Here is a 15,606-nt window from a genome sequence, read left to right as displayed (position 1 = left end):
TCCGCGACCTGCGGGCCATGGTCGCCGACGCCCTCGAACGCCGTGCGGTCCGCCGGGGGCCGCTGCCGCCGACACCGCCACTCGATGACCGCACGCAGCCATGAACCCCGGCGCATCAGGGCGCGGCGTGACGCACCGGGGCTCCCGGCCCGAGCCGCGTGAGCAGACCGCGTACCGCGAGGACGGCGAACACCGCGAAGAAGGCGCCGCCGACGACGTCGGTGAGGTAGTGGTAGCCAAGGCCGAGCATCCCGATCGTGACGCCGGTCAGCAGTGCCGCGCCTGCGACGGCGGTGATCGCCCGCGCTCGCCCGTGGACGAGCACGAACACCACGACGAGCGTCGCGACCATGCTGACGGTATGTCCGCTGGGATAGACGAGGGTGTCGCCCTTCCACCGGTCGAACAACGGTTTCAGCAGCCACGTGTTCGCCGCGACCGCGATCGCGGGACCGAGCGCGACGAACAACGCGTCCCACGGCCGCGACGTGGACAGGCACCAGACGATCAGCAGTGCCAACGCGGGCAGCAGCACGTACGGCTCGGTCGGCAGCACCAACGCACGCAGCACCCCGTGCGGCCATCCGGTGACCGAGGACCGCGCGGCGGTGTCGAACCTGCTGGGGGCGTGGTCGCCCGCGAAGACGAGCCCGAGCGCGACCGTGAGGAGAGCGCAGACGACGGCGAGAATCGTCGGCCGCCGGGAACCCATGGCCGACCTTATCCATGGGCGGCCGCCGGTCACCGAGCTGGCCTGCCGGGCACGGATCGTGACTAGAATCACAGTCATGGACTACGCACACGTCGTCGTGACGTTCACGACGGACAGCAAACAGCTCGCCAACACGATGGCGGCCGAGGTCGCGGGGACCGAGTTCACCTGCTGCGCGCACATCGAGGGGCCGATCAGGCGGGTGCACCGCTGGCACGGCAAGCAGCACGCGAGCGAGCAATGGCGGGTGGAGATCGAAGCCACCGCCGAGGGGGCGGACGCGCTGGTCGACCACATCACGGGCCACCACGGCGACGAGGTACACGACCTCGTGGTGACCGACAACATCACCCATCTCGTCGGCGAGGCCGCCGACACCCGCTGACGTGCCCATGCCCGTCAGGGCATCGGCAACGTCCGGCGGGTCGCCGCGCCGACGAGGTTCGCGGGCCGGTCAGCTCATGGCGGGAGCGGAGCGAACGGTCGGCTCTCCGGTCGGGCCGGTCGGCTCTCCAGGGTCGTCGCCGCCGAGGTCCAGCCGGAATGGCGGGTACCGGTCGGTCATCAGCGCGGTGTAGGCGGTGACCCGCAGTGCCCAGCGGTTCATCCCGACGATGATCGCGAACAGCGGGCCGGGGTACTTGCCGGTGAACGCGAGCGTGATCGCGGAGATCAGGACGAGCAGACCGACGAGCCCGCCGCCGCCCCATGTCCAGGCTTCGGAGCCGGCCTGCCAGGTGAGCCAGCCACCGCCGCCGAACAGGATCGCGAGGATCAACAGGTGCGGGATGGCCAGTAGCCACTTCACCAGTGCGAGACCTCGGTGCAGTCGCGGCGGGTAGTCGATGTCCAGCCCGGCCGGGTAGTCAGGCACCTCGGCCAGCGTGAACGGCGGGTAGCGGTCGGTGCCCAGTACTCCGTAGGAGTAGTAGGAAACCCGCCAGTTCCAGCGCAGCACGCCGACGTTGAAGTCGAAGATCCGCCGCGGGTACCGGCCGGTGATCACGATCGCGACCAGCGCGACGAAGCTCAGCACCGCGAAGGCGATCCAGAGCGCGATGAGCACCAGGACGTGCGGCACGATCAGCAGCCACTTCACGAGCCACAGCAGCCGGGACGGGGGGCCGTTCGGTCTGGCGTGCACCCTGAGCGGGTACGGGCGGCCCTCGGGTGTTGCCAGGGGGTTTGTCGTGGTCATGGTCGTTCCTTTCGGGTGGGTGGTGCAGCGGTCAGAGCTTGATGACGATCTTGCCTCGGGCCCGGCCCTCGACCATGTGCCGAACGGCAGAGGGGGTCTCGCTCAGCGGGTAGGTGCGGTCGATGGCCGGCGTGACCTTGCCGGACTCGATGAGCTCGGTGAGCACGACGAGGTCTCGCGAGTTCTCCGAGTTGACCACCGCGCACAGTTTCTGGCCGATGAACCGGGACAGCACGGGTGCGCGGAGGGAGCGGTCGAAGCCGCCGAGAACCCGGCCGCCGGTCTCCGACCCGACGATGGCCAGCGTCCCCGTTGGCGTGAGGGCGCGCCGGAGATGGGTGAGTGAGCGGTGCCCGCCGGTGTCGATGACGACGTCGTAGCGCTGCCCGCCCTCGGTGATGTCGGCGCGCGTGTAGTCGATGACGTGGTCCGCGCCGAGGGAACGGACCAGGTCCGCCTTCGCCGTGCGGCACACCCCGGTGACCTCGGCGCCGAACGCCTTGGCGATCTGTACGGCGAACGTGCCGACGCCGCCCGACGCGCCGATGACCAGCACCTTCTGCCCGGCTCGCACCTGGCCGCCGTCGCGAACGGCCTGTAGTGCGGTGAGCCCGGAGATGGGGACGGCCGCAGCCTGCTCGAAGGTGAGGTTGCGCGGTTTGGGTGCGAGTTTGTCCGCGCTCGCACGGGTGTACTCGGCGAAGCTGCCTTCTCCGACGCCGTACACCTCGTCGTCCACCCGCAGCCCGGTCACGTCCTTGCCGACGGCCGCCACGCGCCCCGCGACCTCGCGACCCCGGACGCGGGTCCTGGGTGCCAGCAACCCGTAACCCGCCAGGCGAATCGGGTAGGGGAGACCGGCCATGATGTGCCAGACACCCCGGTCCACGCCTGCCGCGTGCACCCGGAGCAGCACCTCGGCGTCGCCGATCTCGGGCCGGTCGACCTCCGACAACGAGAGGACGTCCTGGGCCTCGCCGTACGCGTCCTGGACGATCGCCTTCATCGTCCTCGCCTCGGCCGATCCGGGTCGCTCGGTACCCATCGCACGTCCTTACCTTGTAAGCTTATCTTGTAAGTAGTAGTACGCTTACGCCGTAAGGAAGTCAAGGAGGAAGGAGTGCTGGTGATCGACTCTGAGAACAGCTCGCGTGGCAGGCTGAACCGTGACCGGGTGCTGCGTGCCGCGGTCGAACTGGCCGACGCGGGTGGGATCGAGTCGCTGACCATGCGCAAGCTCGGTGTCGAACTCGGTGTCGAGGCGATGTCGCTCTACAACCATGTGGCGAACAAGGTCGACCTGCTCGACGGCATGATCGACTGCGTTTTCGAGGAGATCGAGCTGCCTGCCGACGGAGCCGGCTGGAGGTCGGCGATGCGCGGCAGGGCGGTCTCGGCCCGCGAGGCCCTGTCGCGTCACCGGTGGGCCACCGGCCTCATGGAGTCACGGAGCACACCCGGCCCCGCGACCTTGCGCCATCACGACGCCGTGATCGGAGTGTTGCGCGGCGCGGGTTTCTCGATCGAGATGGTCGCCCACGCGTACGCGGTGCTGGACAGCTACATCTACGGGTTCGCCCTCCAGGAGCCGAACCTGCCCTTCGACACCGAGAGCGAGACCGCGAACGTCGCGCAGGCGATCATGGCCCGGTTCGCCACCGGTGAGTACCCGCACCTCACCGAGCTGACCGTCGGGCACGTCCTCAAACCCGGCTACGACTACGGCGACGAGTTCGAGTTCGGGCTCGACCTCATCCTCGACGGCCTCGAACGCGCACTCCGGCCCGTCTGACGCTGGTGGTCCCCGGAGAGTGGGATGCTCTAAAAGACGCGTCACCGCGTCTTTTCAGGGCATCCCACTCTCCCGCGCGGGAGCGTTAGACCCAGCCAGCGTCGCGGGCGATGCGGATCGCGTCGGTCCTGGTGCGTGCGCCGGTCTTGCTGATCACGTTGGACAGATAGTTGCGGACGGTGCCCGGCGACAGGTACAGACGCTTGGCGATCTCGGGTCCGGTGGCGCCGCCGGCCGCCACACGCAGCACGTCCACCTCCCGTGGGGTCAGCGGGTTGGCATCCGCCGAGAGTGCGGCGACGGCGAGGCTGGTGTCGACCACCAGCTGTCCCTGTGCGGCACCGCGAATCGCCTCGACCAGCCGGGGGGTCGGGGCGTTCTTGTCGATCGCGCACAGGACGTCGGTGGCGAGCAGGCGTCGCACCAATTCGGCGGGCTTGGCCTCGGCGAGGGCGACGATCTGGCAGTCGGGCAACTGCCTGCGCAGCTCCCCGATCACGGTGAGGCTGGCGCCCGAGTACATGTCGACCTCGATGACGACCACGTCCGGCCGCGTCTGCAGTGCCATCCGTAAAACCTGGTCACCGCATTCCGGGGCGGCGACAACGTCGATGTCCTCGTGCCTGGAAAGGAGACTCACCAAAGCCCCGCGTAACAGGCCGAGATCCGTGGCGAGCAGTACCGTGATCACCCCGGAAACCGGATCTTCGGTCGGGTGCGGAACCAGGCTCGTCGGGAATGTGCCGGTCATTCCTGCTCGTCAAGTGATGATGGGGCGGCCTGGCGGTTGGCGTCTGGCACAGCCCCAGAAGTTTTCGTTTTGTCGATCATTCGCGATGCGGCTCCGTCACCAAGTCTGGGGTAATGATGCGTAACCTACTACCGCTGCGGCGGTAACGGCGATCAAGTCACTCGGATAGCCTAGAACCAGGGATTAACCGACATTCTTGCCGGTTTGTCGGGCAGCGCGATGGCGGGAACAAATGTCGGTACGTAGACGTTGGACACCGCATCGCAATTCTGCGCGGTGCTCCTCGTGCGGAAATCACGTGACTCGTGTACCTCACGCCCGCGAACCGAAACCACCACCGGCGACGTGAAGCCGGCGGGCTCGCATGCCACCTGGGCGGCGGGAATGGGCGTAGCATGCCGTGTAGATGCCCGGGACCCCGGTTTGATGCCACCCGGCCCGAGGGACCTCCTCTCAGGCGCCCTCCAAGGTCCCGATGGGACGCTCTCATGCATGAAGACACAACGGCGGCGACGGGTCGATGACCGTCGACCTGTGGCCCGAATCGCCTGACGATCCGTCACGTTCCGCCACCGTGCCGTCGGGCCGGCGCCAGAACGCGGACCTGCTGACCGTCACTGTGCATGCGAACTACTCCGGTGCGGTCGTGGTCGCGGTGCGCGGTGAGGTGGACCTCTACACAGGCCCGCTGTTGCGGGACGTCGTCTTCTCTCTGCTGCGGCCGGACGGGCCGCCGCTGGTCATCGACCTCGCCGACGTGGACTTCCTCGGGGCGGCCGGTCTGAGCGTCCTGGTCGTGGCCAGGGAGGCCGCGATGGCGGCTGGAGTCAGGGTGAGCCTTGTCGCGCACCATCACCCTGTGTTGCTGCCGTTGATGGTCATGGGCCTGGACCGCGTGTTCGACATCTACCCGGCGCTCGCCGGCGCGCTGCCCGCCCAGGAGGGCGGGCCGGATGCATAGGACCGCCATGCGCAATCCCCGGGTCGCCGAGATCCTGTCCGCGCTCGCCCATGGGGATCAGCGGGTCTCGTTGCCCTCGCGGCTGTGTGCGGCATGCCTGTCGGCGTTGCCGGTCAGTGGTGTCGGTGCGGCGTTGATGACCGTCGACGGGCCGAGCGGAATCGTGCTCGCGGCCACCGACGGGCAGGCCCGGCAGCTGGAGGAGCTGCAGTTCGCGCTTGGTGAGGGGCCCTGCGTCGAGGCGTCCGGCGGCAGCCGGGCCGTGCTCGAACCCGATCTCGTGGCAACCGGGACCTCTCGTTGGCCCCGTTTCGGCGCGGCGGTGCTCGCCGCCGGTGTCCGCGCCGTGTTCGCGTTCCCGTTGCGGGTCGGCGCGATTCGGGTCGGGGTGCTGGATCTGTACCGGGACGTCCCCGGGATGCTCACCGCCCCCGAGCTCGCCGAGGCGCTGGCGTTCGCCGACGCGGCCACGGAAGTGATCCTGCACCTGCAGGACGACGGTGCGGGTTCGGTGCTCACGGGCCCTGCCGACGGCCGGGCTGAGGTGCATCAGGCGACCGGGATGATGACGATCCAGCTGGGTGTCAGCCTCGTCGAGGCTTTGCTGCGGCTTCGTGCGCACGCGTACGCTTCGGGGAAGTCGGTGTCCGCCATCGCTGCCGACGTGGTCAGCCGCCGATTGTTCTTCGACAGCGAGTCCGGCGGAACTATCCGGCAGGATCCGCCGTAATCCTGAGAGCGGAGGCTGCGCTCATGACAAGCCGGGAGCAACTCCTCGCCACCACGTTCGTGGACCTGGCCGACACGTTGGTGGCCGAATTCGACGTCATGGAGTTCCTGCACACGCTGGCCACCCGCAGCGTCGAGCTGCTCGACGCCGACGCCGCCGGGATCATGCTGGCCGACCGGCACGGGGGCCTGCATGTCATGGCCTCGTCCGCCGAAGAGGCCCGCCTGCTCGAACTGTACGAGCTGCAGAGCAACGAAGGCCCGTGCCTGGACTGCTACCGGTCCGGGCGACCGGTGGCCCGCGACAACCTGGCCGCGATGAAGTCGGCGTGGCCGGCGTTCACCGAGCAACTGCACGGGCTGGGATTCCAGTCGGCGCAGGCGCTTCCGATGCGGTTGCGCAGCGAGACGATCGGCGCGCTGAACCTGTTCCGGCTCGAAGCGGGCAGGCTGAGCGATGCGGACCTGGGGATCGGCCAGGCCATGGCCGACGTCGCCACCGTCGGACTGATCCAGGAACGCGCCATCGCCGCCAGCGAACTGCTCGCCACCCAGCTGCAGACCGCGCTCACCAGCCGCGTCCAGATCGAGCAGGCCAAGGGTGTCCTCGCTCAGCGCAGCAGCCTCCCCATGGACCAGGCGTTCCAGCTCATGCGCGACTTCGCCCGCAGCCGGGGCCGCCGGCTCAGCGACGTTGCCGCACAGATCATCGAGGGCGTGCTCGACGACGAGGCGCTCAGGAAGGGCCGGCACTCGAGGCTCGATCCACCCCGGGCGTGACCGGCCGCGAGCCGCCGTCGCATTCGTCCTCCCGCGCGTAGAGTGGGGTTGCCGAGCCGCGGCCACATCCCATTTCCGAGATGCGGCCACTCCGGCTCGAAATCTGGAAGAAGCGGTGCGCCATGTCCGTTCCCCGCGCCAGTCGTCAGTTCAACGGCCAGGTACCGATCCGTTCCGCGCCCACGGACACCCCGGTTGCTGCCGGCCCGGTGTTGCCACCGGCCCAGCCCGCTCCCGCGGCACCCTCACCCGCCCAGGTTCCTTCCACCCGTACCGGCGCGGCCTGGGTGGCCCTCGCCGCGGCGGCGCTACTCGCGGTGCTGCTGATCATCTTCCTGGCACAGAACACCGGCAGCACCGAGATCTCGTTCCTGTGGATGACCACCACCACGCCGCTGGCCGTCGCGCTGCTGGTCGCCGCGGTCGGCTCGGTGCTGCTCACCGTGATACTCGGTACCGCACGCATCACCCAGCTGCGACGCAGGATCCGCAAACAGCAACGCGACTGACCACAGTGGAATGTCCACAGTGGGCTAGAGCCTGTCCTATGGATCCTTGTGCGTGGGTCTGGGCCTGATCAGCAGTGACCTCAGGGGAACGTGACGGTACTCAGCCACCAACCGCCTGCGGTCCGCGGATGCGCTGGGTCGATACCAACACTGTAAATTCCGGGGAGGCGGACTAGTCCAGGACGACGAACAGGACGGGGATAACCGCCGATGGAACGTTTTCTCTCCTACCGGACGGCTGATGACGGCCGCCTCCTGCGGGAGGAGTCCACGGCCGCCTTCCGGCTGAGTCAGCGATGTGAACGACACCCGGCGGAGCTCGGTGTCTCCGCCGGACATCAGGTGCGGGTGGAGCTTCGCGACGACAGCGGCCATCTGCTGGACTCGCTGACCTACGTCGCCACCTCCGACCGGTAACGGCATCGTCGACGGACCTGGTGGGACTGCCCCCGTTCGGCCACTAGCCAGCTCTGGGGTACGTGGCCGCCGACGGCACGAGGACCAGTTCCTCGAGTTGCGCGACGATGGTCGCGGGTGGAATCGCCTGTGGTTGGGCGAAAACCGCGAGGAGTGTGTCCACGGACTGGCCGACGGTGAACCTCGTGCCCGCGTGGTGCCTTCCTGCGGGCGGGAACGGCCCGTTGATCACGGCGGTGCGGATGGCCCAGGCGAGTGCTTCTGCGTTGTCGGGTGTGACGAGTACGACGCCGCCGCAGTCGGTCTCGGGGAGTCCGCCGTCATCGGAGGCGATCACCCGGCAACCCGAGTGCTGGGCTTCGATGGAGACGATGCCGAAGGTCTCGTGCCAGTACTGGCTGTTGGACGGCATCACCACGATGTCGTGCCCGGCCATCAGAGCGGCCATCGCGGCGGGGGTCTTGCACGCGGCGACCACGGAGATGCCGGGGTGCTCGCCGAGCAGCCGCTCGATGATCGCGCCCTGTGGCTTGTCCGCACCGGCGGTGGTCGCGGTGAACGTGAGGTCAGTGTCCTGGTCGATGATGTCGATGTGGAGGGTTTCCAACAGCGTGTAGACGCCCTTCTCCGGGCTGAGCCTGCCCGCGAACAGGACCCGTGTCTTCCCCGGTGGCCGGTCCGGCCGGGGCTGGGTGGCGAAGCACGGTTCGGCGAACGGGTACACGACGTTGATGGTCGCGACGTCGACATCCAGGAAGGCCGCCCAGAGCTCGGCGGCGTACCGGCTGGTGGCGATCAGCGCGAGAACCCGGGTCCCCTCGCGGGCGAACGCCTTCTCGTGCTCGCGGATGGGGGGCGGGTTGTGCAGGATCAGGAAGGCCGGGTTTCTTGTCGGCACCGGGTGCGGTTCGTTGACGAAGACGACCGTGCCGTCGAGGTCCCCGACCTTCGAGACCGTGGGCAGGGACAGGAACGGGATCCCGGTGAAGTCGTCCCTGCCGTCGTCGGCGCTGAGACCGACGGTGACGATCTGGGCATGGATTCCGCGCCGGTTCAGTTCTCGTACCTGGCCGACGGTGTAGTTCTCGGAGCCGCCGGTACCGGCGGGCAGGGGGTTACCAGGAGACCAGATGAACGATATCAAGTTTGAGCTTTCCCGGTTCGTTCCGCACATCGCGGGCGAGTGCGTGGACGCGGTCCGCCACGGCAGTGACGAGTCGTCTATCTGGTTGTCGCGGACCCGCCCGGGGAGTTTGCCTGCTCACTCAGGGTGCGCCGAGGACCGGGGCGCATGGGGCGGGTGTCGGGCACGAGGTACCTACGTGCTGATCTCTGAACGACGTACGATTGAGGTACACCGTACACAGTAAGTTTCAGCGGTTGAGATCGGCCATGCGCAAGCGGAACACCTGCAGGTCGGCGTCGAAGTACTTGGTGGTCTCGCCCACCCACTGCATGCCGCTGTGCCGGACCGTGGCCGCGGCGCGGGCGTTGCCGGGCCGGACGACGGCGAAGATCTCGTACACGTCGTGACTGAAGGCCCAGGTGGCGAGCGCGCGCGTGGTTTCGCTGGCGTAGCCGTTGCCCCAGGTGTCGGGGTGCAGTTGCCAGCCGATCTCGAGGTCCTCCTGGCCAGGGGGCAGCGGAAGCAGGATGGCGCCGCCGATCACCCGGTCGTCGCTCCTGCGCTGGATCGCCCACCGGCCGATCGGTGCGGGCAAGCGGGCGTCCTCGGCGATCCATTGCTGTAGCAGCAAACGCATGGCCGCGAGGTTCGGCACCTGGTCCATGCCGGGACTGAGCCAGCGGGTCACCTCCGCGTGTCCGTAGACGTCGAGCGCGGCCTGGCTGTCATTGATGTGCCACGGGCGCAGAGTCAGCCGTTCGGTGGTGAGTTCCTGGGTGCGCATACCAGCTCCTTCACCGGCCGCTCCGTTTGTCCGAAGTGAATTCTCGGTACGGCGGCCCGGGGTGCGAGTGATCCGGAGGGGCGTACGATGACCACATCCGGACCGATGACACCCCGTTCGAGGTGCCAGTTTCCCGGCAATCTGTCGAATCGGTGCGTGCGGTGCTCTTGTCCCGCGTTCCGGAATCTCCCTGCCTCGCAAGGCATCTGCCTGGTTCGCGAGACCGCTGCCGAAACAAGGAGCCTGCCATGGCCAACACCACGTTCGTCTCCCGTTACGAACAACGGGTCACCTTCGTGCAGGACGTTCTCCAGAAGAACTCGAAGCTCGGTGACAAGGCCGCCCGCGACCTCGCGGTGCAGGTCGTATACGCCATCGACCACATCCCGGAGCCGACCCGCTGATCCAGCCCGGTGCGCGATCCACGCCGCGGCGTGGATCGCGCGAACCTGTCAGTCCGTCACGTCAGGTTCGCTCATGGCCGTGTCGGGAGCGCAGACACAGCCGCGGGTGCTCCCGTTGACGATCGTCGCGGCGCAGAAGCGGGCTCCGATGCCGTCGTGCGCGGCCCAGCTGTGCTGGCATGCGGCGCAACGCTTGTCGGTCTCGGTGGCCAGGATCTGGGTTGTTGGGCTCGGTGTCGTCATGTTCCTCACCTGTCTGTCCTCTGTGAACTCGATCGGTGGCCGTCGAGGCCCTGCGATGCGGAAGCTTGAGGTCGACGAGGTTCGGCAAGGTGTGCTCTCAGGGTAACCCCAGGCCGTCGTGAAGCCTTCGGCGGGAACGAACCGACCACCTTTACGTTGTAAAGGTGGTCGTCAGGTCATGACTCGAAGAAGTCGATGATCAGCTGCCGATGCCGGTTGATCAGCCGGCGGATCAGGACCACGACGACGAGCTGGGCGAGGCCGGAAACGAGGAACACTGCCGACACGCTGGTCCGGTCGGCCAGGGCGCCACCGATCAGTGCGCCCAGCGGGATGCCGCCCCACAACGCCACGCGGTGGGCGCCGAGCACCCGGCCGAGCGCGAACGCGGCGACGTACAGCACCGGGAGGTTTCCCGCACCGGCGACGATGACCAACACGATGGTGCAGAGCAGGGCGGCACGCATGATGTTGACGGTCGACATGGCCCGCCTGCGGTCCAGCCGGTCCACCAGCGCCCCGCCTGGCAGGCCGAACAGCAGCCACGGCAGGAACGCGAACGCGGTGAGACCGGAGACGAGCACGGGACTGCTGGTCAGCGACGCGGCGAGCAGCGGAAGCGAAACCTTGCCGATTCCATCCGCGCAGGTGGCCGTGGCGGACGCGATGAACAACTTCCAGAACGAACGATCAAGTGCGGGTGCCGGCGTGCTGGACGTGTTGATCCGCCGAAACAAAACATTCCCACCTTCGGAAACGAAGCGTCGTTTCCGCTCAGGTGCCGATCAGCCCCCTGACGGCGCGGAAACGCATGACACGACCCATGTCCACGGTTACCGCCTCCGATCATTTCAGTGGGGGACAGCCCGGAGAGGATAGCATGCCAGTCACCGCCAGAAAGGCGGGAAAGAAATATTCCACCAGCTGCAACGGTATTACCTCTCGGAGCGACACCCTCTTTGGTGTGACAAGGAAGCGTTACGTCGCCGTGGCTTGGCAAGGGTCCGGTATACCGCCATTTCCGGAGGGCACACATGAGGGCTGGTTCGCGCGCACTGTCCGTGGTGATTTCCTTGGTGATAGTGCAGGTCGGCGTCCCGGCCGGGGTGTCAGCGGGAGCGTCGGCGGCGGATGAGGAGGCCGGTCCCGGGGTGTGCGACACCGTCGTCGGTGTTCCTTCCGCACCCCAGGGCGCCGAGATCGTGACGCCTGGCACCGACCTGTCGGCCGTGACCCGGACCAGTCCGGCAGGCACGACGTTCTGGCTGCGCCCCGGCACACACCTGCTGGCGTCCGACCAGTTCGGGCAGGTGATCCCGAAGGACGGCAACCGCTATCTCGGCGCGCCTGGCGCGGTGCTGGACGGGCGCGGGATCAACCGGGCGGCCTTCACCCAGCAGGCCGCCGACGTGGTGATCAGGGGACTGACCATCCGCGGGTTCGTCGCGGACCAGGACCAGGGCGTCGTCAACCATGACTCGGGACCGCGCTGGGTGATCGAGGGCAACATCATCGAGGACAACAAGGGTGCCGCGATGATGGCCGGGAACGGCCAGCAGGTGCGCGGGAACTGCCTGCGGGACAACGGGCAGTACGGGATCAACGCCTACCGCCTTGGCGGGCTTACCGATCTGGTCATCGAGGACAACGAGATCACCGGCAACAACACCGGCGACTGGGAGACCGTGGTGCCGGGCTGCGGCTGCAGCGGCGGCGCGAAGTTCTGGGCGGTCAACGGTGCGGACATCCGGGGCAACTGGGTGCACCACAACCACGGCACCGGCCTCTGGGCCGACACGAACAACAACGACTTCGTCGTCGAGGACAACCTGATCGAGGACAACGAGGCAGAGGGGCTGTTCTACGAGCTCTCGTACAACCTCGTGGTGAGTGGGAACACCTTCCGGCGCAACATGTTGGTACAGGGCGCGCGGCGTGCCGCGCGGGGCGACAACTTCCCGGTCGCCGCGGTGTACATCAGCGAGTCGGGCGGCGACCCCCGGATACCCGCACGGACCGACAAGATCGATATCCGGGGCAACATGTTCTCCGACAACTGGTCGGGTATCACGTTGTGGGAGAACGCGGACCGGTTCTGCAACAGCCCGGCCAACACGTCGTCGCTGTCCTGCACGCCACTGGTGCCGCTGGTTTCCACCTGTGCCCAGCCGGGGATAGCGTCGGCGCCGCTGTATGACGACTGCCGGTGGAAGACCCAGCGGGTGCACGTTCGCGAGAACACCTTCGAGTTCGACTCGGAGACGCCGGGATGCCTTTCGCTGTGCGGGCGGATGGCGGTGGTGTCGCACTACGGCACCTACCCGGAATGGTCGCCGTACAAGGGCTGGCTGGTCTCGGACGCGATCACCTTCGAGCAGGACAACCGGTGGTACGACAACAGCTACTACGGCCCATGGACGTTCGTCGCACACGACACATCACGCTCGCTGACGATCGACGCATGGCTTGCGGCGCCATACAACCAGGACACCTGCAGCACCTTCGGCGACTCGGAAGGCTGCGGCTAGCGCCGAGGGCCGTCGCCAACGCCTCGAAGGTGCCCTTCAGGACGTCGAGCGTCCCGAAGGGCACCTTCAGAGCATCGTGGGGTGCGGAGTCAGCTGTCCGGGCCTGCCAGTTGTTGCCGCCAGCCGTGCGGGTCGGCGGCGAGGCCCCGTTGCAGCCCGGTCAGCGTGGCACGAAGCCGGTTCGCCACCGGACCAGGGTTCCCGTCGCCGATCGTGTCGGTGTCGGACTCGGTGACCAGCCTGCCGATCGAGGTGATGACCGCGGCCGTGCCGCAGGCGAAGGCCTCGGTCAGCGAGCCGTCGCGGCAAGCGGCCTGCCATTCCTCGAGCGACACCTTCCGCTCGACGACGGTGAGACCCAGCTCCGGCGCGAGCGTCAGCACGGAGGCCCTGGTGATGCCCGGCAGCAGCGTGCCGGACAGCGGCGGGGTGACCAGCTGGTCGCCGTAGCAGAGGAAGATGTTCATACCGCCCATCTCCTCCACCCACCGGTGCTCGGCCGCGTCCAGCCACACCACCTGCTGGCAGCCGTGCTCGGCGGCCTCCACCTGCGCGACGAACCCGCCTGCGTAGTTGCCCGCGCACTTCGCCTCGCCGGTGCCACCGTTCGCGGCTCGCGCGTACCGGCTGCCCGCCCACACCGACACCGGCGGCGCGCCTTCGCCGAAGAAGGTCTCGGTGACCATGGCCAGTATGAGGAGCCGGTACTGGGCGCCAGGGCGCAATGCCAGACACGGGTCGACGGCGTACAGGATCGGGCGCAGGTAAAGGCTCTGCGACTCCGCCGACGGCACCCAGCGGCGGTCCGCGGCCACCAGCTCGGTGAGCGCGGACAGGAACAGCTCCACCGGTGGTTCCGGCATGGCGAGCCGGGCGGCCGAACGCTGGAACCGGCGAGCGTGGTCGACCGCGCGGAAGGCGGCGATCGAGCCGTCCGGCTGGCGGTAGGCCTTCATTCCCTCGAACACGACCTGGCCGTAGTGCAGGCCCACCATCGCGGGATCCATCGTCAGCGGCGCGTACGGCAGCACCTCGGCGTCGTGCCAGCCGCGCTCGGCCGACCACCGCGCCGAGACCATGTGCTCGGTCAGCACCTCGCCGAACGCCGGCCGCGCGGTCCGTGCCGCCAGCTCATCGTCGGAGATCCGGTGTCGCACTGTCGTCCTGGTCCAGGACGTCGTGGCAGGTAGGACCATCGTTCAGACCATCGGTGCGAAGAAGAAGGTGTCCCGGCGGGCGAACAAGCCGTCCTCGCCGACGACGAAGAAGTCGGCGAACCGCAGGCTCACCTCACGGCCGTCCTTGAGGACACCGGCGAACTGACCGTGCACCGCGGCGCCCGCGTCGTCGACGGTCATCCGGCTCAGCGTGTGCGCACCGGAGGAGATGACCCGCTCACCGCGGTAGAACGCCTCCATCGCCGCACGGCCTGTCATCGGCGGATAGCCGGGCCGGTGGTAGACGGCGTCCGGTTCGAAGAGGCCGAGCAGCTCGTCGACCTGCCCAGCGTCGACGTACTCGTAGTATCGGCGTACCCGTTCGGTGACGAGATCGCGTGCCATGCGAACCCCCATTCGTTGAAAACCTGCCAGGATGTCGACCCCCGGCGAAAGATCGTTACGCAGGAGTCGTGCCGCGCCGCCGACGAAGTCCGGGGTAGTGACGTTACCCCTCTCGTGCCCGGCAGGCGGCCTACCCTGGGGTTATGGGCCACACCGACCACCGCGCCGAGGTGCGCGAGTTCCTCAGCTCGCGGCGGGCGCGCATCACCCCCGACCAGGCAGGACTGCCCGCCTATGGCGGCAACCGGCGCGTCGAGGGGCTGCGGCGGGAAGAGGTAGCGATGCTGGCGGGCGTGTCCATCGACTACTACGTGCGCATGGAGCGTGGCAATCTGTCCGGCGCCTCGGAGAGCGTGCTCGACGCGCTCGCCCGCGCGCTGCAGCTGGACGAGGCCGAGCGCGACCACCTGTTCGCGCTCGCCAGGGCCGCCGAGCGCGGACCCCGCAGGCGCCGCACACCGCCGACCAGCGTGCGTCCCGTAGTCCAGCAGGTCCTCGACGCCATCTCCGACGCACCGGCGTGGGTACGCAACGGCCGCCACGACATCCTGGCCACGAACCGCATCGGCCGTGCCCTCTACGCCCCCGTGTTCGCCGACCCGCGCCGGCCGGTGAACACGACACGGTTCCTCTATCTCGATCCGGCCGCGCGTGAGTTCTTCGTGGACTGGGACCGGGTCGCGAACGACGCCGCCGCCATGTTGCGGCTCGAGGCGGGCCGCGACCCGCACGACCGGGCACTGATCGAGCTGGTGGGTGAGCTGTCGACGCAGAGCGAGGTCTTCCGGAAGCGCTGGGCCTCGCACGACGTGCAGTTCCACCGCAGTGGTCAGAAACGGCTCCGTCACCCGATCGTGGGGCAGCTGGACCTGAACTTCGAGACGATGGAGCTGCCCTCCGAGCCCGGGCTGTCCCTCAACGTCTACACCGCGACCCCGAACACCCCCACGGCCGACGGGCTCACGATGCTCGCCAGCTGGGCCGCCACCCAGGAACTGTCCGAGTCGCCACAGTCCTGACCCGGTCCGGGCGGTGTGCGCCGGATATTCGTATCCGTGCCCACACCGCCGTCGGAAACGCGCTCGGTTACCGGTCAAAATCGGATTCGGA

The 15,606-nt window shown here is 68.1% G+C and carries 20 protein-coding genes; 10 read left to right on the top strand and 10 right to left on the bottom strand.

The features are described from left to right. Positions 1-115: 115 nt before the first annotated feature. The gene (locus WBA97_RS19390; RefSeq protein WP_424232266.1) at positions 116-790 is read right to left on the bottom strand and encodes a phosphatase PAP2 family protein; all 675 of its coding nucleotides are present in this window, start codon (positions 788-790) and stop codon (positions 116-118) included. On the opposite strand from WBA97_RS19390, the gene cutA reads away from it, so the two are divergent. After that, positions 789-1,097, top strand: a complete 309-nt coding sequence (cutA, locus tag WBA97_RS19385; RefSeq protein WP_424232265.1) for a divalent cation tolerance protein CutA — start codon at positions 789-791, stop codon at positions 1,095-1,097. The two genes, WBA97_RS19390 and cutA, sit on opposite strands and share 2 nt — an antisense overlap. A gap of 69 nt (positions 1,098-1,166) precedes the next feature. On the opposite strand, the gene WBA97_RS19380 is transcribed toward cutA, so the two are convergent. Both WBA97_RS19380 and WBA97_RS19375 read right to left on the bottom strand, forming a co-directional pair. Further along, positions 1,167-1,910, bottom strand: coding sequence for a DUF4389 domain-containing protein (locus tag WBA97_RS19380; protein ID WP_424232264.1), 744 nt, complete (start codon positions 1,908-1,910; stop codon positions 1,167-1,169). 31 nt (positions 1,911-1,941) lie between these two features. After that, positions 1,942-2,955 (bottom strand): NAD(P)-dependent alcohol dehydrogenase, encoded by a 1,014-nt coding sequence (locus tag WBA97_RS19375; RefSeq protein WP_424232263.1) that lies wholly within the window; start codon positions 2,953-2,955, stop codon positions 1,942-1,944. An 81-nt stretch (positions 2,956-3,036) separates the two neighbouring features. On the opposite strand from WBA97_RS19375, the gene WBA97_RS19370 reads away from it, so the two are divergent. Continuing rightward, positions 3,037-3,702: a TetR/AcrR family transcriptional regulator gene (locus WBA97_RS19370; protein WP_424232262.1), complete on the top strand. Its 666-nt coding sequence runs from the start codon at positions 3,037-3,039 to the stop codon at positions 3,700-3,702. An 85-nt stretch (positions 3,703-3,787) separates the two neighbouring features. Here the strand turns inward: WBA97_RS19370 and WBA97_RS19365 are convergent, their stop codons facing one another. Beyond that, positions 3,788-4,453, bottom strand: a complete 666-nt coding sequence (locus WBA97_RS19365) for a response regulator transcription factor (RefSeq protein WP_424232261.1) — start codon at positions 4,451-4,453, stop codon at positions 3,788-3,790. A gap of 520 nt (positions 4,454-4,973) precedes the next feature. Here WBA97_RS19365 and WBA97_RS19360 point away from each other — a divergent pair. The 5 genes from WBA97_RS19360 to WBA97_RS19340 all read left to right on the top strand — a co-directional run bounded on the left by WBA97_RS19360 (position 4,974) and on the right by WBA97_RS19340 (position 7,849). Continuing rightward, positions 4,974-5,414, top strand: a complete 441-nt coding sequence (locus tag WBA97_RS19360) for an STAS domain-containing protein (RefSeq protein ID WP_424232260.1) — start codon at positions 4,974-4,976, stop codon at positions 5,412-5,414. A 7-nt stretch (positions 5,415-5,421) separates the two neighbouring features. Then, complete coding sequence (locus WBA97_RS19355) at positions 5,422-6,144, top strand: GAF and ANTAR domain-containing protein (RefSeq protein ID WP_424232259.1); 723 nt, start codon at positions 5,422-5,424, stop codon at positions 6,142-6,144. 23 nt (positions 6,145-6,167) lie between these two features. Further along, a complete protein-coding gene (locus tag WBA97_RS19350) occupies positions 6,168-6,923 on the top strand; it encodes a GAF and ANTAR domain-containing protein (protein WP_424232258.1) in 756 nt (251 codons plus the stop codon). Positions 6,924-7,045: 122 nt separating this feature from the next. Next, positions 7,046-7,432 carry a lipopolysaccharide assembly protein LapA domain-containing protein gene (locus tag WBA97_RS19345; protein WP_424232257.1) on the top strand — a complete coding sequence of 129 codons (387 nt, stop codon included), beginning with the start codon at positions 7,046-7,048 and terminating at the stop codon, positions 7,430-7,432. Between the two features lie 210 nt (positions 7,433-7,642). Next, positions 7,643-7,849: a hypothetical protein gene (locus tag WBA97_RS19340; RefSeq protein ID WP_424232256.1), complete on the top strand. Its 207-nt coding sequence runs from the start codon at positions 7,643-7,645 to the stop codon at positions 7,847-7,849. 43 nt (positions 7,850-7,892) lie between these two features. Here WBA97_RS19340 and WBA97_RS19335 read toward each other — a convergent pair whose 3' ends face one another. Both WBA97_RS19335 and WBA97_RS19330 read right to left on the bottom strand, forming a co-directional pair. Beyond that, the gene (locus WBA97_RS19335; RefSeq protein WP_424232255.1) at positions 7,893-8,993 is read right to left on the bottom strand and encodes a glycosyltransferase family 4 protein; all 1,101 of its coding nucleotides are present in this window, start codon (positions 8,991-8,993) and stop codon (positions 7,893-7,895) included. A 229-nt stretch (positions 8,994-9,222) separates the two neighbouring features. Then, entirely contained in the window at positions 9,223-9,759 is a 537-nt protein-coding gene (locus WBA97_RS19330) for a GNAT family N-acetyltransferase (RefSeq protein ID WP_424232254.1), read from the bottom strand. A gap of 248 nt (positions 9,760-10,007) precedes the next feature. On the opposite strand from WBA97_RS19330, the gene WBA97_RS19325 reads away from it, so the two are divergent. Next, on the top strand, positions 10,008-10,163 hold the full coding sequence (locus tag WBA97_RS19325) for a DUF6307 family protein (protein ID WP_424232253.1): 156 nt from the start codon (positions 10,008-10,010) through the stop codon (positions 10,161-10,163). 48 nt (positions 10,164-10,211) lie between these two features. Here the strand turns inward: WBA97_RS19325 and WBA97_RS19320 are convergent, their stop codons facing one another. Together WBA97_RS19320 and WBA97_RS19315 are read right to left on the bottom strand one after the other, a co-directional pair. Beyond that, complete coding sequence (locus WBA97_RS19320; RefSeq protein ID WP_424232252.1) at positions 10,212-10,406, bottom strand: RGCVC family protein; 195 nt, start codon at positions 10,404-10,406, stop codon at positions 10,212-10,214. Positions 10,407-10,582: 176 nt separating this feature from the next. Next, positions 10,583-11,080, bottom strand: coding sequence for an MFS transporter (locus tag WBA97_RS19315; protein ID WP_424232251.1), 498 nt, complete (start codon positions 11,078-11,080; stop codon positions 10,583-10,585). Positions 11,081-11,440: 360 nt separating this feature from the next. Here WBA97_RS19315 and WBA97_RS19310 point away from each other — a divergent pair, with 360 nt between their 5' ends. Next, positions 11,441-12,934 carry a right-handed parallel beta-helix repeat-containing protein gene (locus tag WBA97_RS19310; protein ID WP_424232250.1) on the top strand — a complete coding sequence of 498 codons (1,494 nt, stop codon included), beginning with the start codon at positions 11,441-11,443 and terminating at the stop codon, positions 12,932-12,934. A gap of 89 nt (positions 12,935-13,023) precedes the next feature. Here WBA97_RS19310 and WBA97_RS19305 read toward each other — a convergent pair whose 3' ends face one another. After that, positions 13,024-14,130 (bottom strand): branched-chain amino acid aminotransferase, encoded by a 1,107-nt coding sequence (locus WBA97_RS19305; RefSeq protein ID WP_424232249.1) that lies wholly within the window; start codon positions 14,128-14,130, stop codon positions 13,024-13,026. Positions 14,131-14,133: 3 nt separating this feature from the next. Beyond that, positions 14,134-14,496, bottom strand: coding sequence for a nuclear transport factor 2 family protein (locus WBA97_RS19300; protein WP_424232248.1), 363 nt, complete (start codon positions 14,494-14,496; stop codon positions 14,134-14,136). Positions 14,497-14,639: 143 nt separating this feature from the next. On the opposite strand from WBA97_RS19300, the gene WBA97_RS19295 reads away from it, so the two are divergent. Beyond that, positions 14,640-15,515 carry a helix-turn-helix transcriptional regulator gene (locus tag WBA97_RS19295; protein WP_424232247.1) on the top strand — a complete coding sequence of 292 codons (876 nt, stop codon included), beginning with the start codon at positions 14,640-14,642 and terminating at the stop codon, positions 15,513-15,515. The last annotated feature ends 91 nt before the right edge of the window (positions 15,516-15,606 follow it).

This window comes from Actinophytocola sp. (assembly GCF_049647105.1).
Lineage (GTDB): Bacteria > Actinomycetota > Actinomycetes > Mycobacteriales > Pseudonocardiaceae > Actinophytocola.
Note: the sequence above shows the minus strand (reverse complement) of the source record. Positions and strands in the feature narration are given on the sequence as shown.